This is a genomic window from Ralstonia flaminis, from assembly GCF_958415495.1.
In the GTDB taxonomy this organism is placed as follows: domain Bacteria; phylum Pseudomonadota; class Gammaproteobacteria; order Burkholderiales; family Burkholderiaceae; genus Ralstonia; species Ralstonia flaminis.
In genome coordinates, this window is sequence record NZ_CATZLL010000008.1 from 153,159 (window position 1) to 169,746 (window position 16,588).

12 protein-coding genes and 2 tRNA genes are annotated in these 16,588 nt (G+C 61.9%); all 14 read left to right on the forward strand.

The window, feature by feature from the left end:
* Positions 1-187: 187 nt before the first annotated feature.
* Entirely contained in the window at positions 188-1,555 is a 1,368-nt protein-coding gene (locus R2N11_RS14300) for a lysine N(6)-hydroxylase/L-ornithine N(5)-oxygenase family protein (RefSeq protein WP_199031276.1), read from the forward strand.
* Positions 1,552-2,811: an MFS transporter gene (locus R2N11_RS14305; RefSeq protein ID WP_199031277.1), complete on the forward strand. Its 1,260-nt coding sequence runs from the start codon at positions 1,552-1,554 to the stop codon at positions 2,809-2,811. The genes R2N11_RS14300 and R2N11_RS14305 overlap by 4 nt, the downstream gene beginning before the upstream one ends.
* A complete protein-coding gene (locus R2N11_RS14310) occupies positions 2,801-3,403 on the forward strand; it encodes a GNAT family N-acetyltransferase (RefSeq protein WP_316681493.1) in 603 nt (200 codons plus the stop codon). Before R2N11_RS14305 ends, R2N11_RS14310 begins: the two co-directional genes overlap by 11 nt.
* Before the next feature lie 15 nt (positions 3,404-3,418).
* Positions 3,419-5,314: an IucA/IucC family protein gene (locus R2N11_RS14315; RefSeq protein WP_316681494.1), complete on the forward strand. Its 1,896-nt coding sequence runs from the start codon at positions 3,419-3,421 to the stop codon at positions 5,312-5,314.
* Positions 5,311-6,129, forward strand: a complete 819-nt coding sequence (locus tag R2N11_RS14320) for a siderophore ferric iron reductase (RefSeq protein WP_199031280.1) — start codon at positions 5,311-5,313, stop codon at positions 6,127-6,129. Before R2N11_RS14315 ends, R2N11_RS14320 begins: the two co-directional genes overlap by 4 nt.
* An 85-nt stretch (positions 6,130-6,214) precedes the next feature.
* The gene (locus R2N11_RS14325) at positions 6,215-7,375 is read left to right on the forward strand and encodes an aromatic ring-hydroxylating oxygenase subunit alpha (RefSeq protein WP_316681495.1); all 1,161 of its coding nucleotides are present in this window, start codon (positions 6,215-6,217) and stop codon (positions 7,373-7,375) included.
* 77 nt (positions 7,376-7,452) lie between these two features.
* The gene (gene mnmC / locus R2N11_RS14330) at positions 7,453-9,471 is read left to right on the forward strand and encodes a bifunctional tRNA (5-methylaminomethyl-2-thiouridine)(34)-methyltransferase MnmC2/FAD-dependent 5-carboxymethylaminomethyl-2-thiouridine(34) oxidoreductase MnmC1 (RefSeq protein WP_316681496.1); all 2,019 of its coding nucleotides are present in this window, start codon (positions 7,453-7,455) and stop codon (positions 9,469-9,471) included.
* 254 nt (positions 9,472-9,725) lie between these two features.
* A complete protein-coding gene (gene tig, locus R2N11_RS14335; RefSeq protein WP_199032995.1) occupies positions 9,726-11,069 on the forward strand; it encodes a trigger factor in 1,344 nt (447 codons plus the stop codon).
* A 29-nt stretch (positions 11,070-11,098) separates the two neighbouring features.
* Positions 11,099-11,746 (forward strand): ATP-dependent Clp endopeptidase proteolytic subunit ClpP, encoded by a 648-nt coding sequence (gene clpP / locus R2N11_RS14340; protein ID WP_048932465.1) that lies wholly within the window; start codon positions 11,099-11,101, stop codon positions 11,744-11,746.
* Positions 11,747-11,934: 188 nt separating this feature from the next.
* Positions 11,935-13,209 carry an ATP-dependent Clp protease ATP-binding subunit ClpX gene (clpX, locus tag R2N11_RS14345; RefSeq protein ID WP_316681497.1) on the forward strand — a complete coding sequence of 425 codons (1,275 nt, stop codon included), beginning with the start codon at positions 11,935-11,937 and terminating at the stop codon, positions 13,207-13,209.
* A gap of 170 nt (positions 13,210-13,379) precedes the next feature.
* Positions 13,380-15,800: an endopeptidase La gene (gene lon / locus R2N11_RS14350; protein WP_199031746.1), complete on the forward strand. Its 2,421-nt coding sequence runs from the start codon at positions 13,380-13,382 to the stop codon at positions 15,798-15,800.
* A 169-nt stretch (positions 15,801-15,969) separates the two neighbouring features.
* Positions 15,970-16,242 (forward strand): HU family DNA-binding protein, encoded by a 273-nt coding sequence (locus R2N11_RS14355; RefSeq protein WP_021194571.1) that lies wholly within the window; start codon positions 15,970-15,972, stop codon positions 16,240-16,242.
* A 78-nt stretch (positions 16,243-16,320) separates the two neighbouring features.
* A tRNA-Val gene (locus tag R2N11_RS14360) sits at positions 16,321-16,396 on the forward strand.
* Positions 16,397-16,441: 45 nt separating this feature from the next.
* Positions 16,442-16,518 (forward strand) — tRNA-Asp (locus R2N11_RS14365).
* The last annotated feature ends 70 nt before the right edge of the window (positions 16,519-16,588 follow it).

Sequence of the window (16,588 nt, forward strand, 5' to 3'; positions counted from 1 at the left end):
TGATATCGCATCCGCGATATTCCATGATCCTTCAGCGGCCGGCACGCATCGGTCGTGATCTGCTCCCCACCTGAATTTACCCAGCCTAGGCGCGGCCTGATGCCGCCAGCCGACGGGAAGCGTATGCGCGTTCGCCCGGCTGGAGTCTTGTTGTCATCGCTTTTGTAAATCAGGAGGTTCAAACGTGATGGAATCAGAAGTTCATGACTTTATTGCCATTGGGTTAGGTCCGTTTAATTTAAGCCTGGCCTGCCTGGCTGAACCCATTGCCGATTTGAATGGGATATTTCTGGAGCGTGCGCCGGAATTCAATTGGCATCCTGGCATGCTGATTGATAACACCACATTGCAGAATCCATTCCTGGCAGATCTCGTCAGTTTGGCCGATCCAAAAAGCCGCTTCAGCTTCCTGAATTACTGCAAGCAGGAAGGCAAGATCTATTCATATTACTTCCGCGAGAACTTCTACCTGAGCCGGGCGGAGTACAACCGCTATTGCAAGTGGGTCGTCACGCAGCTCACCAGCGCGCGCTTCCACCACGACGTGCAGGCACTGGCTTACGACGCGCAGCGTGGCTGCTACGTTGTCTCGGGCTTTCGTGGTGCGGAGTGTGAACCGTTTGTGTTGCGTGCACGCAAGCTGGTGTTGGGTGTGGGGTCGTCGCCGTCGTTCCCGGCGTGCGTGCGTCGCGATGGCCACCGCTATCTGCACACCGCGGACTACATCGACGTACGCGAGTCACTGCGCGAGAAACGCTCCATCACCATCGTCGGCAGCGGGCAGAGCGCGGCGGAGGTCTATTTCGACCTGCTCAAGGAGAGCGACAAGCACGACTACCGCCTGGTCTGGATCACGCGCTCGCCGCGCTTCTTCCCGATGGAGACCACCAAGCTGACGCTGGAGATGTTCTCGCCGGACTACATCGACCACTTCTACAGCCTGCCAGACGGCCGCAAAGATGCCATCGTCCGTGCGCAGGACAGCCTGTACAAGGGCGTGAACACCAGCCTGATCAACCAGATCTATGACCTGCTGGACGACAAGCGCAAGGTGGGCGAACTGCGCACGCACCTGATCACCAACTGCGAGCTGCAGGCGTGCCGCCACGACGCTGCCACCGGCACTTACGAGATCGAGTTCCAGCAGATCGACAGCGGTGCGCGCTACGCCCATCGCACCGAAGGCTTGGTGCTCGCTACGGGTTACGAGCAGAACATCCCGGCGTTCCTTGATGGCATCCGCCACCGGCTGCGCTGGGATGCCAAGGGCCGCTACCAGCTCTCCCGCAACTACGCGGCAGACGTCAACGGCAGCGAGGTCTACGTGCAGAACGCGGGGCTGCACACGCACGGCGTGACCAATCAGGACATCGGCATGAGCTGCTATCGCAACTCGTACATCATCCGCGAACTGACCGGCGTTGAGCACTACAAGATCGAGCCGCGCGTGGCCATCCAGGATTTTGCGATTCCGGCCACGCCCGAGTTCATTCCGCTGGCTGCGGAGCGGAGCGTCATTGAACGCGTGAAGGTGCCCGTAGAGGAAGCCGTATGACGCTGCGCAACACCATCATCCTGATGACGGTGTTTGCCGTCATCAGCGATGCGATCCTGATTCCGTTCTACCCGCAGTTCTTCGCCTCGCGCTATGGGCTGGACAGCCCCGTGCACGTGGGCGCGTATGTGGCCGCCATCTCGATTGCCGTCATGTGCACGTTGCCGATCTGGGCACGTGTGGCCAGGCGCGTGGAGCCGCTGTACTTGCTGGTCTACACGCAGTTCGCAGCTGGCACCTTCAGCCTGCTCAGCGACTGGGCGCCGAACGTGGTGACGTACTGGGTGCTGTCGATGCTGATGTTCATGTGCAAGAGCAGCTACCTGCTGATGTATCCGTACATGATGCGGCTCACGCCCAAGGAGCAGCACGCTGCCACGGTGGGCACCCTCTCGGTGGTGGTGCACTTTGGCGCCATCTTCGGGGCGGTGGTGGGTGGCCTTGTGCTGCAGACGTGGGGGCCGCGCGCCAGCATCGTCGCCATGGCGGCGGGCGATTTCTTCCAGATGGGCGTGTGCATGCACCTGATCCGCAGCGGCAAGATCGTGCGCGTCAACTCGGGTGAGCATGCCGAGGTGGCCGCTGCTGAAGCTGCACGCGTGCCGAGCACCGGCTGGCGCGACCGCCTGCCGATTCTGCGTCTGGCATTGGTGATGCTGGTGTTCGACTTCAGTGCGTATCTGATCCGCCCATTTTTCTCGGTGTACTGGCAACAGGTGTCGGGGCTCGACAGCGAGTTTGTGTCGGGCATGGCGTTTGCCATTCCGGGCGTGGTCGCCATCGTGGCATTGCGATTGCATGCACGTATTCGCGCGCGCGGCGGCCAATTGCCGGACCACACAGTGGGCAACTTGCTGCTGGGCATGGTGGGGCTGTTGCTGCATGCGGCGCCGGGTGGGGAGTACAGCTCAGCGTTGATCGTGCTGGGCCGTGTGCTGTACGGCTGGGCGCTCTTCCAGATCATCGTGAAGCTGGAGGTGAACCTGTTCCGGCTCTCTACGCCGCAGCGCTATGCGCATGACTACAGCATTACCAATTTCTTCCAGAACATGGGGGTGCTGCTGTCTTCGTTTGCGGCGGGGGCGATCGTGAATCGCTACGGGCTGCATCTGCCGTTCCTGCTGGCCGCCGGGGGTTTTGTGCTGACTGCGCTGCTGGATCGGCTGATCCTGAATGTGCCCAGCGCCGGCCATGCAGATGACACGGGCAGGACAGACGCATCCGCCAACCTGGAGGCGCCGGCTCATGCCAACTGATGCCCACACCATCCACCGCCGCGCCGATGCTGCAAGCGCGCCTTACACCGATGCGCAGGGTTTCACCTTCCACCTGCTACGCATTCCGGAAGACATCCCGATGCTGCGCCGCTGGTTTCAGCCGGAGCGTGCGTCGTTCTGGCTGATGCGCGACAAGACGGAAGCCGAAATCGGTCAGGTCTATCAGAACTTGATGGACTCCGGTCACGCCACGGCGTATCTGGTGTGGAAGGGCGGTCGCCCGGTCTTCCTGGCCGAGTGCTACGACCCCGCCCACGATCGCATCCGCACGTTCTATGACGTACAGCCCGGCGACCTGGGCATGCACATCTTCATCGGGCCGTCAGATGTGCGCATTGCCGGCTACACGCGCACGGTGTTTTTCGCACTCATGCGTTTCATGTTCGAACGCCTGGGTGCGGCACGCATCGTGGTTGAGCCCGACGCCAACAACACGCGCATTCACGCCATCAACCGTGCCGCAGGTTTCGTCTACGACCGCAACGTTGCCTTTACCGAAAAAATCGCCAGCCTCGCTTTCTGTACTCAGCGGGATTTCGAGGCGGCCACCAGCACTATCGCCACTGCTTAAACCAAAGGATTTGCCATGAACGTCACGATCCACAACCAGCTCTCCCAACGCCCGGCACAGGCTGCTGCGCATCTGACGCCCGAGGTTTGGGCGCAGGCCAACCGATTGCTGTTGCGCAAGGCGATTGCCGAGTATGCGCACGAACGCATCCTGGAGCCCGAGCACCTGCATGCCACCTCTGGCGGTTTCGCGCTATACCAGGTGCTCTCTGATGACGGCAAGGTCTGCTACCAGTTTGAAGCGCAGCAACTCGCGCTGCGCCACTGGTTCATCCAACCGGAATCGATTCGCCGTCTGGTCGAGGGTGCCGAGCAATCGCTCGACGCGCTGCAATTCATCATCGAGTGCCGTCAGCGGCTTGGTATCCGTGACGAGCTGCTGCCCATCTACCTCGACGAGATCAGCAGCACGTTGTTCGGCAGCGCGTTCAAGCGGATGAAGGCCGACGCACCCAGCAGTGCGCAACTGGCCGAGGCGACCGACTTCCAGGCCATCGAAGTCGCCATGATCGAAGGGCACCCCGGCTTCGTCGCCAACAATGGGCGACTGGGCTTCACCTCAGTCGACTACCAGGCCTATGCGCCTGAGGCCGGATCAGACATCCGCGTGATCTGGTTGGCCGTGCACAAGGACCACGCCACGCCATCGACGCTTTCCACGCTGAACTACGCGCAAATGCTGGTGGAAGAACTCGGCCAGGACACGGTGGACGATTTCACACGCCAGGTTGCTGCCAAGGGCGTGGACCCCGCCGACTATCACTTCATGCCCGCGCACCCGTGGCAGTGGTTCAACAAGCTGTCCATCGCGTTTGCGGGCTACGTGGCCCAGCGCAAGATCATCTGCCTGGATTACAGCGCTGATCACTACATCGCCCAGCAATCCATCCGCACGTTCTTCAACACGAGCGATCGCACCAAGCGCTATGTGAAGATGTCGCTGTCGATCCTGAACATGGGCTTCATGCGCGGGCTGTCGCCGTACTACATGTCGGGCACGCCGGCCATCAACGAGTTCATCAAGAAGCTGGTGTCAGACGATGCCTTCCTGCGTGCAAACGGCTTCACCATCCTGCAGGAAGTGGCGGCCATCGGGTTCCGCAACTTCTACTACGAGGCGGCCATTCCGGTGGATACACCGTACAAGAAGCAGTTCTCGGCGCTGTGGCGCGAGAACCCGTTGCCGCTGCTCAAGCCAGGCGAACGCCTGATGACGATGGCCGCGCTGCTGCACGTCGACAAGGATGGCCATGCGCTGATGCCGGAGCTGATCCGCCGCTCGGGGCTGCCTACGCTCACGTGGGTGCGCCAGTACCTGCAGGTGTATCTCACGCCGCTGCTGCATTGCTTCTACGCCTACGAGCTGACCTTCATGCCGCACGGCGAGAACCTGATCCTCGTGATGGACAACTACCTCCCTGTGCGCGCCATCATGAAAGACATTGCCGAGGAATGCGCCATCCTCGACATCAAGGCGCGCGAGTGGCTGCCCGAGCGTGTGCAGCGCCTGGCGGTCGAGGTGCCGGACAATTTCAAGCTGCTCGGCATCTTCATCGACGTGTTCGATGGCGTGCTGCGCCACATCAACCACGTGCTGGTGGAGAACGGCTGCTGCACCGAAGACCAGTTCTGGGGCGCCGTGGCCGATTGCGTCTACGACTATCAGGACGCCCATCCGGAGCATGCCGCCAAGTACGTGCACTACGACATGTTCGTGCCCGAGTTCCTGCACTCATGCCTGAACCGCCTGCAGCTCGGCAACAACGTGCAGATGGTGAACCTGGCCGACCCCGCATCGAGCCTGAAGATCGCCGGCAACCTGGTCAACCCCATTGCCAAGTTCCGCCGTGCAGCGCAGGCCGTGCAGGCCCAAGCGGGGGATGTGGCGGATGTGGCGGAAGCCGCTGCATGACAGACGGCATGCGCGCCTTCGTTGAAAACGCCGTCGGGCCGGGCTTCGCCTTGGCGCAAGCCTGGCGCCCGCCGTCTGTCCCGAACCTGGACCTCGCTCACGCGCTGCGGCTGGCCCAACGTGTCATTCCCAGCCTGCGCGGCGAGCAGGGTGGGGTATCGCCCGCCAATGCGCTGCACCTGGGTGATGGCGCTGCCCTGCAGGGGCTGTGCGATCACTGGGCGCAGGCTTATCCGGAGGCGGGCGCGCATTACCTTGCGCTGCGTTGCTGGGGCTTGGCGATCTGGCAACCGATCTATCTGTGCGTGATTGCCGTGCATCTGGATGGATCGGCACCCAGGCTGGCGGGCCTCGCGCAGCCGGTGAAGGTAGGCTTTCCCAGTGGTTTCCACTTGCCTGTGCACGCGCCGGTTGGCGGCACATTCGCTGGACGGATGGAAGCCGCTGCCGCTGAGTTGCGGGCGTTCTGCGGCGCAATCCGCCGAGCGCTCAAAACACGGGTCGCCTTGCATCAGCGCGCCGCAGATCGGTTGCAGGCCGAGTGCGTACTCGGCGCACTGATGGCGGTGCGTCCACACACGTCATTGTCGGATGCAGACATGACTGCCATGGGAGACGCGTGGCTTGCCGCCCTTGGCATTGCCGGCGGCTGCGGCTTCTTCGCCTACCGTGCACGTGATGGCACGCCCGCACTCGCGCTTGACCGCAAGGTCTGCTGCCACCACTTCCGCCGCCGCGACGGCGAGAAATGCAGCACCTGCCCAAAGCTCTCGCTCGACGCACGCATCGCCCGCTTGCTGGCTGAGGCGTCGTAGCGCGCATTTCCCCCGATACCTGATGGGGCGGATGCCGGTTCAACGTGAACACTGAACCGCCCGCCGCACCGTGTTGGAGACCCCGATGACCGATGTCGGACGCCTGGCTCACGTGATGCCGGCGCACACCCAATTGCCCGTCGCCGCGTACTTCGACGACGCCTTGTTCGCTTGCGAACTGGAAACCATCTTCAAGCAATCCGCCTGTTATATCGGCAATGAAAAAGCCGTGCCCGAACCTGGTGACTGGCGTCGCCTCGCCCAGGAAGACGGCGGCCGCGTGCTGGTGCGCAATGCGGGCGGCGTGGAACTGATGTCCAACGTCTGCCGCCACCGGCAGGCGCTCATTCTCGGCGGGGAGGCCGGCAACGTGACCGGCCCTGCCAATGCCACCGGCAACCTGCGGGCTGCCGGCGGCAACATTGTTTGTCCGCTGCACCGCTGGACGTACACCGAGCGCGGTGAGCTGATTGGCGCGCCGCAGTTCACCAGCACACCGTGCAAGAACCTGCAGCGCTTCACCCTGCGCAACTGCCACGGCTTGTTGTTCGAAGGGCCTCGCGACCCGGCGCACGACATGGCGCCGCTATTCGCACGGCCCGAATTCGACTTCGGCGACTACGTGCTCGATCACGTGGAAGTCCACCAATGCAACTACAACTGGAAGACCTTCATCGAGGTCTACCTGGAGGATTACCACGTCGCGCCGTTCCACCCCGGCCTCGGCCATTTCGTCACGTGCGACAACCTTGAATGGGAGTTTGCAGACTGGTACAGCATGCAGCGCGTTGGCATCCATCAGGCACTCAGCCAACCGGGCTCAGATGTGTACGGCGCCTGGCATGACCGGCTGCTCGACTATCGCTCGGGCACATCGCCCGATTTCGGTGCGATCTGGGTGACGTACTTTCCGACTCACATGATCGAGCTGTATCCGCACGTGCTGGTGCTCTCCACGCTGTACCCAAAAGGGCCGCAGGACACCGTCAACGTGGTCGAGTTCTACTACCCGGAAGAGATCGCTGCATTCGAGCGCGAGTTCGTGGAAGCGCAGCGCGCGGCCTACATGGAAACCTGCATCGAAGACGACGAGATTGGGGAGCGCATGGACGCAGGCCGTCGTGCACTGATGGTGCGCGGTGTGTCAGAAACCGGCCCGTACCAGTCGCCGTTGGAAGACGGCATGCAGCATTTCCACGCGTGGTATCGCCGCATGATGGGTACGCTGCCGGTCGCCGACGTATAGCCGCGCGCACCTGCGTCAGATCAAGGCGTGCGGGGAGGGCGGCGGTACAATCCGTCGCTTCTTTCCCCAGGTGTTCCATGCCACGCGGCCTCGCTCTCGCCACGCCCCAGCTCACGTCGGACGGCACGCCGTTCTCCGCGCAATACGACGACGTTTATCACAGCACCGAAGGTGGGCTCGCGCAGGCACAGCACGTCTTCCTGGGCGGCAACGGGCTGCCGGGCGCGTGGCAGGGCAAGGGCGCCTTCACCATCGTCGAGACCGGTTTCGGCCAGGGACTGAACTTCCTGGCGACGTGGGCAGCGTGGCGTGACGATCCGCAGCGTTGCGCACGGCTCGATTTCGTTTCCGTCGAGAAGCATCCGTTCGACCGGGCGGGCTTGTCTGTCGTGCACCCGAAAGACGGTGTGCTTGCGCCGCTGGGCGAAGCGTTGCGGCAGTCATGGCCCGTACCCGTGCCCGGCGTGCATCGCCTCGTCTTCGATGAAGGCCGTGTCACGCTCACGCTGCTGCTTGGCGATGTGATGGAGATGCTCCCACAGCTGTCCTGCGCCGCTGACGCGTTTTATCTGGATGGCTTCTCGCCCGCCAAGAACCCCGATCTCTGGCAGCCGCGCGTGTTCAAGCAGCTTGCGCGTGTCGCCCGCGCTGGCGCCACGCTGGCAACGTACACGGCAGCAGGCTTTGTACGGCGCGGCCTGCAGGAAGCCGGCTTCGAGGCGCGCAAGGCACCGGGCTTCGGCATCAAGCGCGATATGACAGTCGCGCAATTTCCAACGCACTGGAAGACGCGGCGTGGCCCGGTCGAAGCGCCGGTTTGGTCTGAGCGCCACGCCATCGTCCTCGGTGCCGGGCTGGCCGGTTGCGCCGTCGCGGAACGCCTCGCTGTACGCGGCTGGCGCATCACGCTCATCGATGCGAACGAGGGCCCCGCCCGTGGCACATCAGCGCATCGTGCTGCGGCCATGCATCCCCACGTGTCCATCGATGACAGCGTGCTCTCACGCCTGTCGCGCGCCGGCAATCTGCTCGCACGTCGGCAGTGGGACGCACTCGACCGCGCGGGCTTTGCTACTGGCTTCCAGCCAACCGGCGTACTGCAGCTCGCAGAGCACGAAGGCGATGCCGCTGAGCAGCAGCGCGTTGTACAGGCGCTCGGGTACCCCACCAGCTACATCGATTGGCTGCCTGCCAGCCAGGCGGCTGAACGCGTGGGCGCGAGCGTGCCGCAGGGTGGCTGGTGGTTCGAGCAGGCTGGCTGGGTGGCGCCGCCCGATGTCTGCCGGGCGAACCTCATCGCCGCCGCAAACGCAATTGATGCGCGCTGGAACACCCGTGTCGAATCGCTGCGCGAAGTGGGTGGCCAGTGGCAAGCGCTCGACGCGCACGATGACGTGATTGCCAGCGCGCCGGTCGTCATCCTCGCCAATAGTCTGGATGCGACCCGGCTGGCGCCGCTGTCCTCTGCGTCGCTCAAGCCGGTGCGCGGCCAGCTCACGGATGTGCCCCTCGCCAGCCTTGAACCGGGGGCTGCTTGGCCAAAGGCCGTGGTGTGCGGTGATGGCTACCTGTTGCCGGCGGAGCCCGATGCGACATCTGTGCGGATCGGCTCGTCGTTCCAACCGGGCGATTCTGATCTGGCCGAGCGCGCCAGCGATCACGCCGCCAACCTGAAGCGGCTGGCAGGCATGCAGCCGCAGCAGTCGCGGGCGCTGGCGCGGCTGGACCCGGCGCAACTGCATGGGTATGTTGGGGTGCGGTGCGTGTCCGCCAACCGCTTGCCGCTGATCGGTGCGGTGGTCGATGAGGCAGTGGCTATGGCGCCGGGTTTTCGCCTGCGAGGGCCGCATGCGCAACTTCCTCGCGTGCCGGGGCTGTATGCCGCACTTGCATATGGCTCGCGCGGCCTTACATGGTCCGTCCTGGGGGCGGAATTGCTCGCCGCGCAGATCGACGGCGGCCCGCTGCCGCTGGAAGTTGACCTTGCAGCGGCGCTCGATCCAGGGCGCTTTGTCCTGCGTGCGTTGCAGCATGGACACGGGCGCGGGCAGGGCGCTGCACCCGCTGAAACTGAAGCGGCCGATACGCTCGACTGACCCGCTGTTTGAAGGGGTTTCCAAGCGTTCTGACCCAAAAAATCAGGGCCGGTGAGCGTTCCATGCCATAATATGCGTTTTGCGTTTGCCAGCCCGAACGCGCCTGTTGCACCCGTTTAAGCCGCCGAAGTTTCACCTGAGCGGCCCTCGCGTCGCATCCGCGCAAGCCCGGCAAGACCAAGAACTTTGAACCACGGCTGCTGCTGGCGCTGCGCCGTTCGACGCAACTTTCTACTGAATCTGGAATTACGACCATGTCGACTATCGAAAACCTCGGCAAACTCGATCGCAAGGTGACCCTGGCCGTCCCGAAGGCCGAAGTGGAGCAAGAGAAGCAAAGCCGTCTGGCGCGTCTGTCCAAGACCGTCAAGATGTCGGGCTTCCGCCCAGGCAAGGTCCCGATGAAGATGGTCGAGAAACAGTACGGCCAACAAGTCGAGTTTGAAGTGCGCTACGACAAGGCTGCCCGCCAGTTCTTCGACATCACCAATGAGCAAGGCGTGAAGGTTGCTGGCCAACCGCGCTTCGAGCTGAAGACCGAGGGCGTGGCTGACGACCAAGTCGCATTCGACGCCACCTTCGAGGTGTATCCGGAAGTCAAGCTGGGCGATCTGGCCGGCGCGGAACTGACCCGCACCAAGACCGAGATCACCGACGCTGAAATCGACAAGACCCTCGACATCCTGCGCAAGCAACGCGTGCACTACCACCCGCGTGGCGAGGCTGGTGAGCACGGTGATGGCGGCGCTGCCGTTGCACAAAACGGCGACCGCGTGACGGTCGACTTCGTTGGCAAGATCGACGGTGTGGAATTTGCCGGTGGCAAGGCTGAAGGCTTCAGCTTCGTGCTGGGTGAAGGCCGTATGCTGCCGGAGTTCGAGCAAGCGACGCTGGGCCTGAAGCAGGGCGAGTCGAAGGTGTTCCCGCTGGCCTTCCCCGAGGACTACCACGGCAAGGACGTGGCCGGTAAGACGGCTGAGTTCACCGTCACGCTCAAGCAAGTCGAGTGGGCGCACCTGCCGGAAGTCAACGAAGCCTTCGCCCAGTCGCTGGGCATCGCCGACGGCAACCTCGACAAGATGCGCGCCGACATCCGCGAAAACCTCGAGCGTGAAGTCAAGCGCCGCACCCACGCGCTGCTCAAGGACCAAGTCATGGAAGCGCTGCTGAAGGTGGCAGAGCTGGACGTGCCGAAGTCGCTGGTCGAACAAGACCAAGAGCGCCTGGTCGAAATGGCCCGTCGCGACCTTGAGCAACGCGGCATGCCGAATGCCAAGAACATGCCGATCCCGGCTGAGATGTTCACGCAACAGGCCGAGCGCCGCGTGAAGCTGGGTCTGGTGCTGGCCGAAGTCGTCAAGGCCAACAACCTGGAAGCCAAGCCAGAGCAGATCAAGGCTGAGATCGAAGAGTTCGCCAAGAGCTATGAAGATCCGAAGGAAGTCATCCGCTGGTACTACGGCGACCAACAGCGTCTGGCCGAGATGGAAGCCTACGTGCTCGAAAACAACGTGGTAAATTTTGTGTGCGACAAGGCCAAGGTTACTGACAAGGCTGTGTCGTTCGAAGAGCTGACCGCCACCCCGGCGCAAGGCTGATTCGATCGATCCACGCACCGGAGAACCGCATGATCCGCAATGAACTGATCGACCAACTTGCCCGTACCCAGGCTTCTGCGCTTGAAACGCAGGGGCTCGGTCTGGTGCCGATGGTGGTCGAGCAGTCGGGCCGCGGCGAACGCGCCTACGACATCTACTCGCGCCTGCTCAAGGAGCGAGTGATCTTCATGGTGGGCGAGGTCAACGACCAGACTGCCAACCTCGTGGTTGCACAACTGCTGTTCCTGGAAAGCGAGAATCCGGACAAGGACATCTCGCTGTACATCAACTCGCCGGGCGGCTCGGTATCGTCGGGCCTGGCGATGTACGACACGATGCAGTTTGTGAAGCCGGATGTATCGACGCTGTGCATGGGCATGGCTGCCAGCATGGGCGCGTTCCTGCTGGCGGCTGGTGCGAAGGGCAAGCGCCTGGCGCTGCCGAACTCGCGCATCATGATCCACCAGCCGTTGGGTGGCGCGCGCGGTCAGGCCTCGGACATCGAGATCCAGGCACGTGAAATCCTGTACCTGCGCGAGCGCCTGAACACGGTGCTGTCGGAAGCGACCGGCCAGCCGGTCGACAAGATCGCCCGTGACACGGACCGCGACAATTTCATGAGTAGCGAACAGGCCAAGGAATACGGTCTGATCGATCAGGTCATCAGCAAGCGTTAAGTGATGGGTGAACGCGGTTCTCGGTGCGCTTCGGGTCACCCCCGGCCGCACACCGACTGAGCCGCGCCGGCTATATCAAGCGGTGTCAAAAACGAGGCTTCGCGCCTCGTTTTTGCTTTGTGCAACTCCTGCGGGTCGTCGCCAGATAATTTGGCGTATGATGCTGCCAGGAACTACTGGTTATCGTTATGGCGGACAAGAAAGGCTCGACTGGCGAAAAGCTGCTGTACTGCTCGTTCTGCGGCAAGAGTCAGCATGAGGTCAAGAAACTGATTGCCGGCCCCTCGGTCTTCATCTGCGATGAATGTATCGACCTGTGCAATGAAATCATCCGGGACGAAGCCGCCATCACCGAGAAGGAAGGTGGTCTTGCGGTAAAGTCCGATCTTCCCACCCCCCATGAGATTCGCCAAAGCCTTGATCAATATGTGATTGGTCAGGAGCAGGCCAAGAAGATTCTGGCGGTCGCGGTCTACAACCATTACAAGCGGTTGAAGCACCTCGGCAAGAAGGATGATGTCGAGCTGTCCAAGAGCAACATCCTGCTCATCGGGCCGACTGGCTCGGGCAAGACCCTGCTTGCGCAAACGCTGGCACGCTTGCTGAACGTGCCGTTCGTCATCGCCGACGCCACCACGCTGACCGAAGCCGGCTACGTGGGCGAAGATGTCGAAAACATCATCCAGAAACTGCTGCAGAACTGCAATTACGAAGTGGACAAGGCCCAGCGCGGCATCGTCTACATCGACGAAATCGACAAGATTTCGCGCAAGTCTGACAACCCATCCATCACCCGGGACGTTTCTGGGGAAGGTGTGCAGCAGGCGCTGCTGAAGCTTGTCGAAGGGACGATGGCGTCCGTGCCGCCGCAAGGTGGCCGCAAGCATCCGAACCAGGACTTTCTGCAGGTCGACACCACCAACATCCTGTTCATTTGTGGCGGCGCGTTCGATGGTCTGGAAAAGATCATCCGCCAGCGCTCCGACAAGACTGGGATCGGCTTCGGCGCAGAGGTGCAGAGCAAGGAAGAGCGCGACGTCAACGAAGTGCTGCCGCAGGTGGAGCCGGAAGATCTCATCAAGTTCGGTCTGATTCCCGAGCTGATCGGTCGTCTGCCCGTGGTGGCAACGCTGGCCAAGCTCGACGAGGCTGCCTTGATGGAAATCCTGGTCGAGCCTAAGAATGCAATCGTCAAGCAGTATCAGAAACTGCTGGCCATGGAAGGGGTGGAACTGGAAATTCGTCCGAGCGCGCTGACGGCAATCGCCCGCAAGGCGATCAAGCGCAAGACGGGGGCGCGCGGTCTGCGTTCCATCGTCGAGCACGCTTTGATGGATGTGATGTATGACCTCCCCAACCACAAGGGTGTGCAGAAGGTGGTGATCGACGAAAGCACGATCTCCGGCGATGGCAAGCCCTTGCTGATGTACGAAGAGCAACCCAAGGTTGCAGGTTCCAACTGACGCGAATGCCCGGCCGGGATGCGCCGTATGCGTCCCATGCAGGAAGCCGTTCGCACGCGAGCGGCTTTTTTTGCTTCGGGAAACCGGGTCGGCATGCGACTTGCGGTGGCGGTCTTGTAAAACCGTTGCTGCGCCCAATTTAGCCCTTACATGACTTTCTGGGGAAAATAATGTCCGGAACCCAACTTTTACCCGCTGAGCAGATTCGCCTGCCGCTGTTGCCGTTGCGTGACGTGGTGGTGTTTCCGCACATGGTGATTCCGCTGTTCGTGGGGCGCCCCAAGTCCATCAAGGCGCTGGAAGCCGCGATGGAGGCGGGCAAGAGCATCATGCTGGTCGCGCAGAAGACAGCGGCCAAGGATGAGCCGACCGATAAGGACCTCTACGAGATCGGTTGTATCGCCAACATCCTGCAGATGCTGAAGCTGCCGGACGGCACCGTGAAGGTGCTGGTCGAGGGCACGCAGCGCGCCAATATCCTGACCGTGACCGACGACGAATCGCACTTCTTCTGCGAAGCCGTGCCCGTCGGCCCGGAACCGACTGAATCGGCCGAGACCGAGGCGCTGCGTCGCGCCATCGTGTCGCAGTTCGATCAGTACGTGAAGCTGAACAAGAAGATCCCGCCGGAGATCCTGACCTCGCTGTCGGGTATCGACGAGCCGGGTCGCCTGGCTGACACCATCGCCGCCCATCTGCCGATCAAGCTTGAGCAGAAGCAGAAGATCCTCGAGATGTTCAATGTGACTGAACGTCTGGAGAGCCTGCTGTCGCAGTTGGAAGGCGAGATTGACATCCTGCAGGTGGAAAAGCGCATTCGTGGCCGCGTCAAGCGCCAGATGGAAAAGAGCCAGCGCGAGTACTACCTGAACGAGCAGGTCAAGGCCATCCAGAAGGAATTGGGCGAAGGCGAAGAAGGCGCCGATCTCGAAGAGCTGGACAAGAAGATCAAGGCCGCCCGCATGCCCAAGGAGGCCAAGAAGAAGGCCGACTCCGAGTTCAAGAAGCTCAAGCTGATGTCGCCGATGTCGGCGGAGGCGACGGTCGTGCGCAACTATATCGACACGCTCGTTGGTCTGCCGTGGCGCAAGAAGAGCAAGGTCAACAACGACCTGTCGAATGCCGAGCAGGTGCTGGACCAAGACCACTATGGTCTGGAGAAGGTCAAGGAACGCATTCTTGAGTACCTCGCGGTGCAACAGCGCGTCGACAAGCTCAAGGCGCCGATCCTGTGCCTCGTGGGGCCGCCGGGCGTCGGTAAGACTTCGCTCGGGCAGTCGGTGGCGCGTGCAACGAATCGCAAGTTCGTGCGCATGGCGCTGGGTGGTGTGCGCGACGAAGCCGAGATTCGTGGTCACCGTCGTACCTACATCGGGTCGATGCCGGGCAAGATCCTGCAGAGCCTGACCAAGGTTGGCGTGCGCAACCCGCTGTTCTTGCTCGACGAGATCGACAAGATGGGCGCGGATTTCCGCGGTGATCCGTCGTCGGCGCTGCTCGAAGTGCTGGACCCGGAACAGAACCACACGTTCCAGGACCACTACATCGAAGTGGATTTCGACCTGTCAGACGTGATGTTCGTGGCGACGTCGAACTCACTGAACATTCCGGCGCCGTTGCTGGACCGGATGGAAGTGATTCGTCTGTCGGGCTACACGGAAGATGAGAAGGTCAACATCGCTCGCCGTTACTTGCTGCCCAAGCAGATCAAGAACAACGGTCTGAAGGATGGCGAGATCGAGGTGACCGAAGGCGCGCTGCGAGACATCATCCGCTACTACACGCGAGAAGCTGGCGTGCGTTCGCTGGAGCGCGAGGTCTCGAAGATCTGCCGCAAGGTCGTCAAGCAACTGCTGCTGAAGAAGGAAGCCGGCACGTCCGTGAAGGTGGATTCGGACAACCTGGACAAATTCCTCGGCGTGCGTCGCTTCGACTTTGGTCTGGCCGGCAAGGAAGACCAGGTGGGCCAAGTGACGGGTCTGGCGTGGACGGAAGTGGGTGGCGATCTGCTGACCATTGAAGCTGCGTTGATGCCGGGCAAGGGCAACATCACCCGCACCGGTTCGCTGGGCGACGTGATGAAGGAGTCGGTCGAGGCCGCGCGTTCGGTGGTGCGTTCACGTTCGGCGCGCTTGGGTATCAAGGATGAAATGTTCGAGAAGCGCGACATCCACATCCACGTACCCGAAGGCGCGACGCCCAAGGACGGCCCGTCGGCAGGTATCGCGATGACGACGGCGCTGGTGTCGGTGCTGACCGGTATTCCGGTGCGCGCCGATGTGGCGATGACCGGCGAGATCACGCTGCGCGGCGAAGTGCTGCCGATCGGTGGTTTGAAGGAAAAGCTGCTGGCCGCACACCGTGGTGGTATCAAGCTGGCGCTGATTCCGGAAGAGAACGTCAAGGACTTGGCGGACATTCCGGACAACGTGAAGAACAGCATTGAGATCCAGCCGGTGCGCTGGATTGATAAGGTGCTGGAACTCGCGCTGGTGCGCAAGCCTGAGCCGCTACCGGAAGAGGAGGCCAAGCCTGCACCTGAAGCTGCCAAGGCGGATGACGGCAAGACGCAGGAAATGCTGCATCACTGATGCGGCAGGCTGCTTGAGTTGAAGGGGGCCCGACATTGTTCGGGCCCTTTTTCTTTGGGTTGTGTGCGATGCAGCCGGCGTGTTCAACGTTGGTCTCTTCGCCTTGACACGTCGATTGGCGGCCACTTTAATAAATCCACACTAAGCGGGTGTTCGGGGAGGTGGCGCGATGAACAAGACAGATCTCATCGACCATGTGGCGGCGCAGACTGACATGTCAAAAGCCGCGGCCGGGCGTGCCATCGACGCGCTGATCGGCGGTATCAAGGATGCGTTGTGCGACGGCGGATCAGTGACGCTGGTCGGTTTTGGCACGTTTCTGGTCGGCAAGCGATCTTCGCGCAACGGACGAAATCCGCGCACCGGAGCCACCATCACAATCGAAGGCGGCAAAGTTGCGAAATTCAAACCTGGCAAAGCGCTAAAAGATGCGCTAAACTAGCGGGCTTTGGTGCTCACAACATTCGGGTGACAACGAATGTGAGCGCCGGACAGTCCGGCCTGTGCCGGCAATGCGAACGGGTGCTTAGCTCAGTTGGTAGAGCAGCGCCCTTACAAGGCGCGGGTCGGGAGTTCGAGCCTCTCAGCACCCACCATCGTTCGCAATGCCGCTCCGTGCGTCGTGCAGTCCGACCCAATCTGGAGCGGTAGTTCAGTCGGTTAGAATACCGGCCTGTCACGCCGGGGGTCGCGGGTTCGAGTCCCGTCCGCTCCGCCAGAACATAGCAAAGGCCCGACGTTGTTCGGGCCTTTGTCTTTTCTACGGCAGATGTGTTGCAGGTGATGCC

Bases quoted from the DNA above. Each gene is read 5' to 3' on its own strand.
- R2N11_RS14305 (WP_199031277.1), top strand. From the start codon at position 1,552: ATGACGCTGCGCAACACCATCATCCTGATGACGGTGTTTGCCGTCATC.
- R2N11_RS14325 (WP_316681495.1), top strand. From the start codon at position 6,215: ATGACCGATGTCGGACGCCTGGCTCACGTGATGCCGGCGCACACCCAA.
- R2N11_RS14310 (WP_316681493.1), top strand. From the start codon at position 2,801: ATGCCAACTGATGCCCACACCATCCACCGCCGCGCCGATGCTGCAAGC.
- tig (WP_199032995.1), top strand. From the start codon at position 9,726: ATGTCGACTATCGAAAACCTCGGCAAACTCGATCGCAAGGTGACCCTG.
- lon (WP_199031746.1), top strand. From the start codon at position 13,380: ATGTCCGGAACCCAACTTTTACCCGCTGAGCAGATTCGCCTGCCGCTG.
- R2N11_RS14300 (WP_199031276.1), top strand. From the start codon at position 188: ATGGAATCAGAAGTTCATGACTTTATTGCCATTGGGTTAGGTCCGTTT.
- clpP (WP_048932465.1), top strand. From the start codon at position 11,099: ATGATCCGCAATGAACTGATCGACCAACTTGCCCGTACCCAGGCTTCT.
- R2N11_RS14320 (WP_199031280.1), top strand. From the start codon at position 5,311: ATGACAGACGGCATGCGCGCCTTCGTTGAAAACGCCGTCGGGCCGGGC.
- mnmC (WP_316681496.1), top strand. From the start codon at position 7,453: ATGCCACGCGGCCTCGCTCTCGCCACGCCCCAGCTCACGTCGGACGGC.
- R2N11_RS14315 (WP_316681494.1), top strand. From the start codon at position 3,419: ATGAACGTCACGATCCACAACCAGCTCTCCCAACGCCCGGCACAGGCT.
- clpX (WP_316681497.1), top strand. From the start codon at position 11,935: ATGGCGGACAAGAAAGGCTCGACTGGCGAAAAGCTGCTGTACTGCTCG.
- R2N11_RS14355 (WP_021194571.1), top strand. From the start codon at position 15,970: ATGAACAAGACAGATCTCATCGACCATGTGGCGGCGCAGACTGACATG.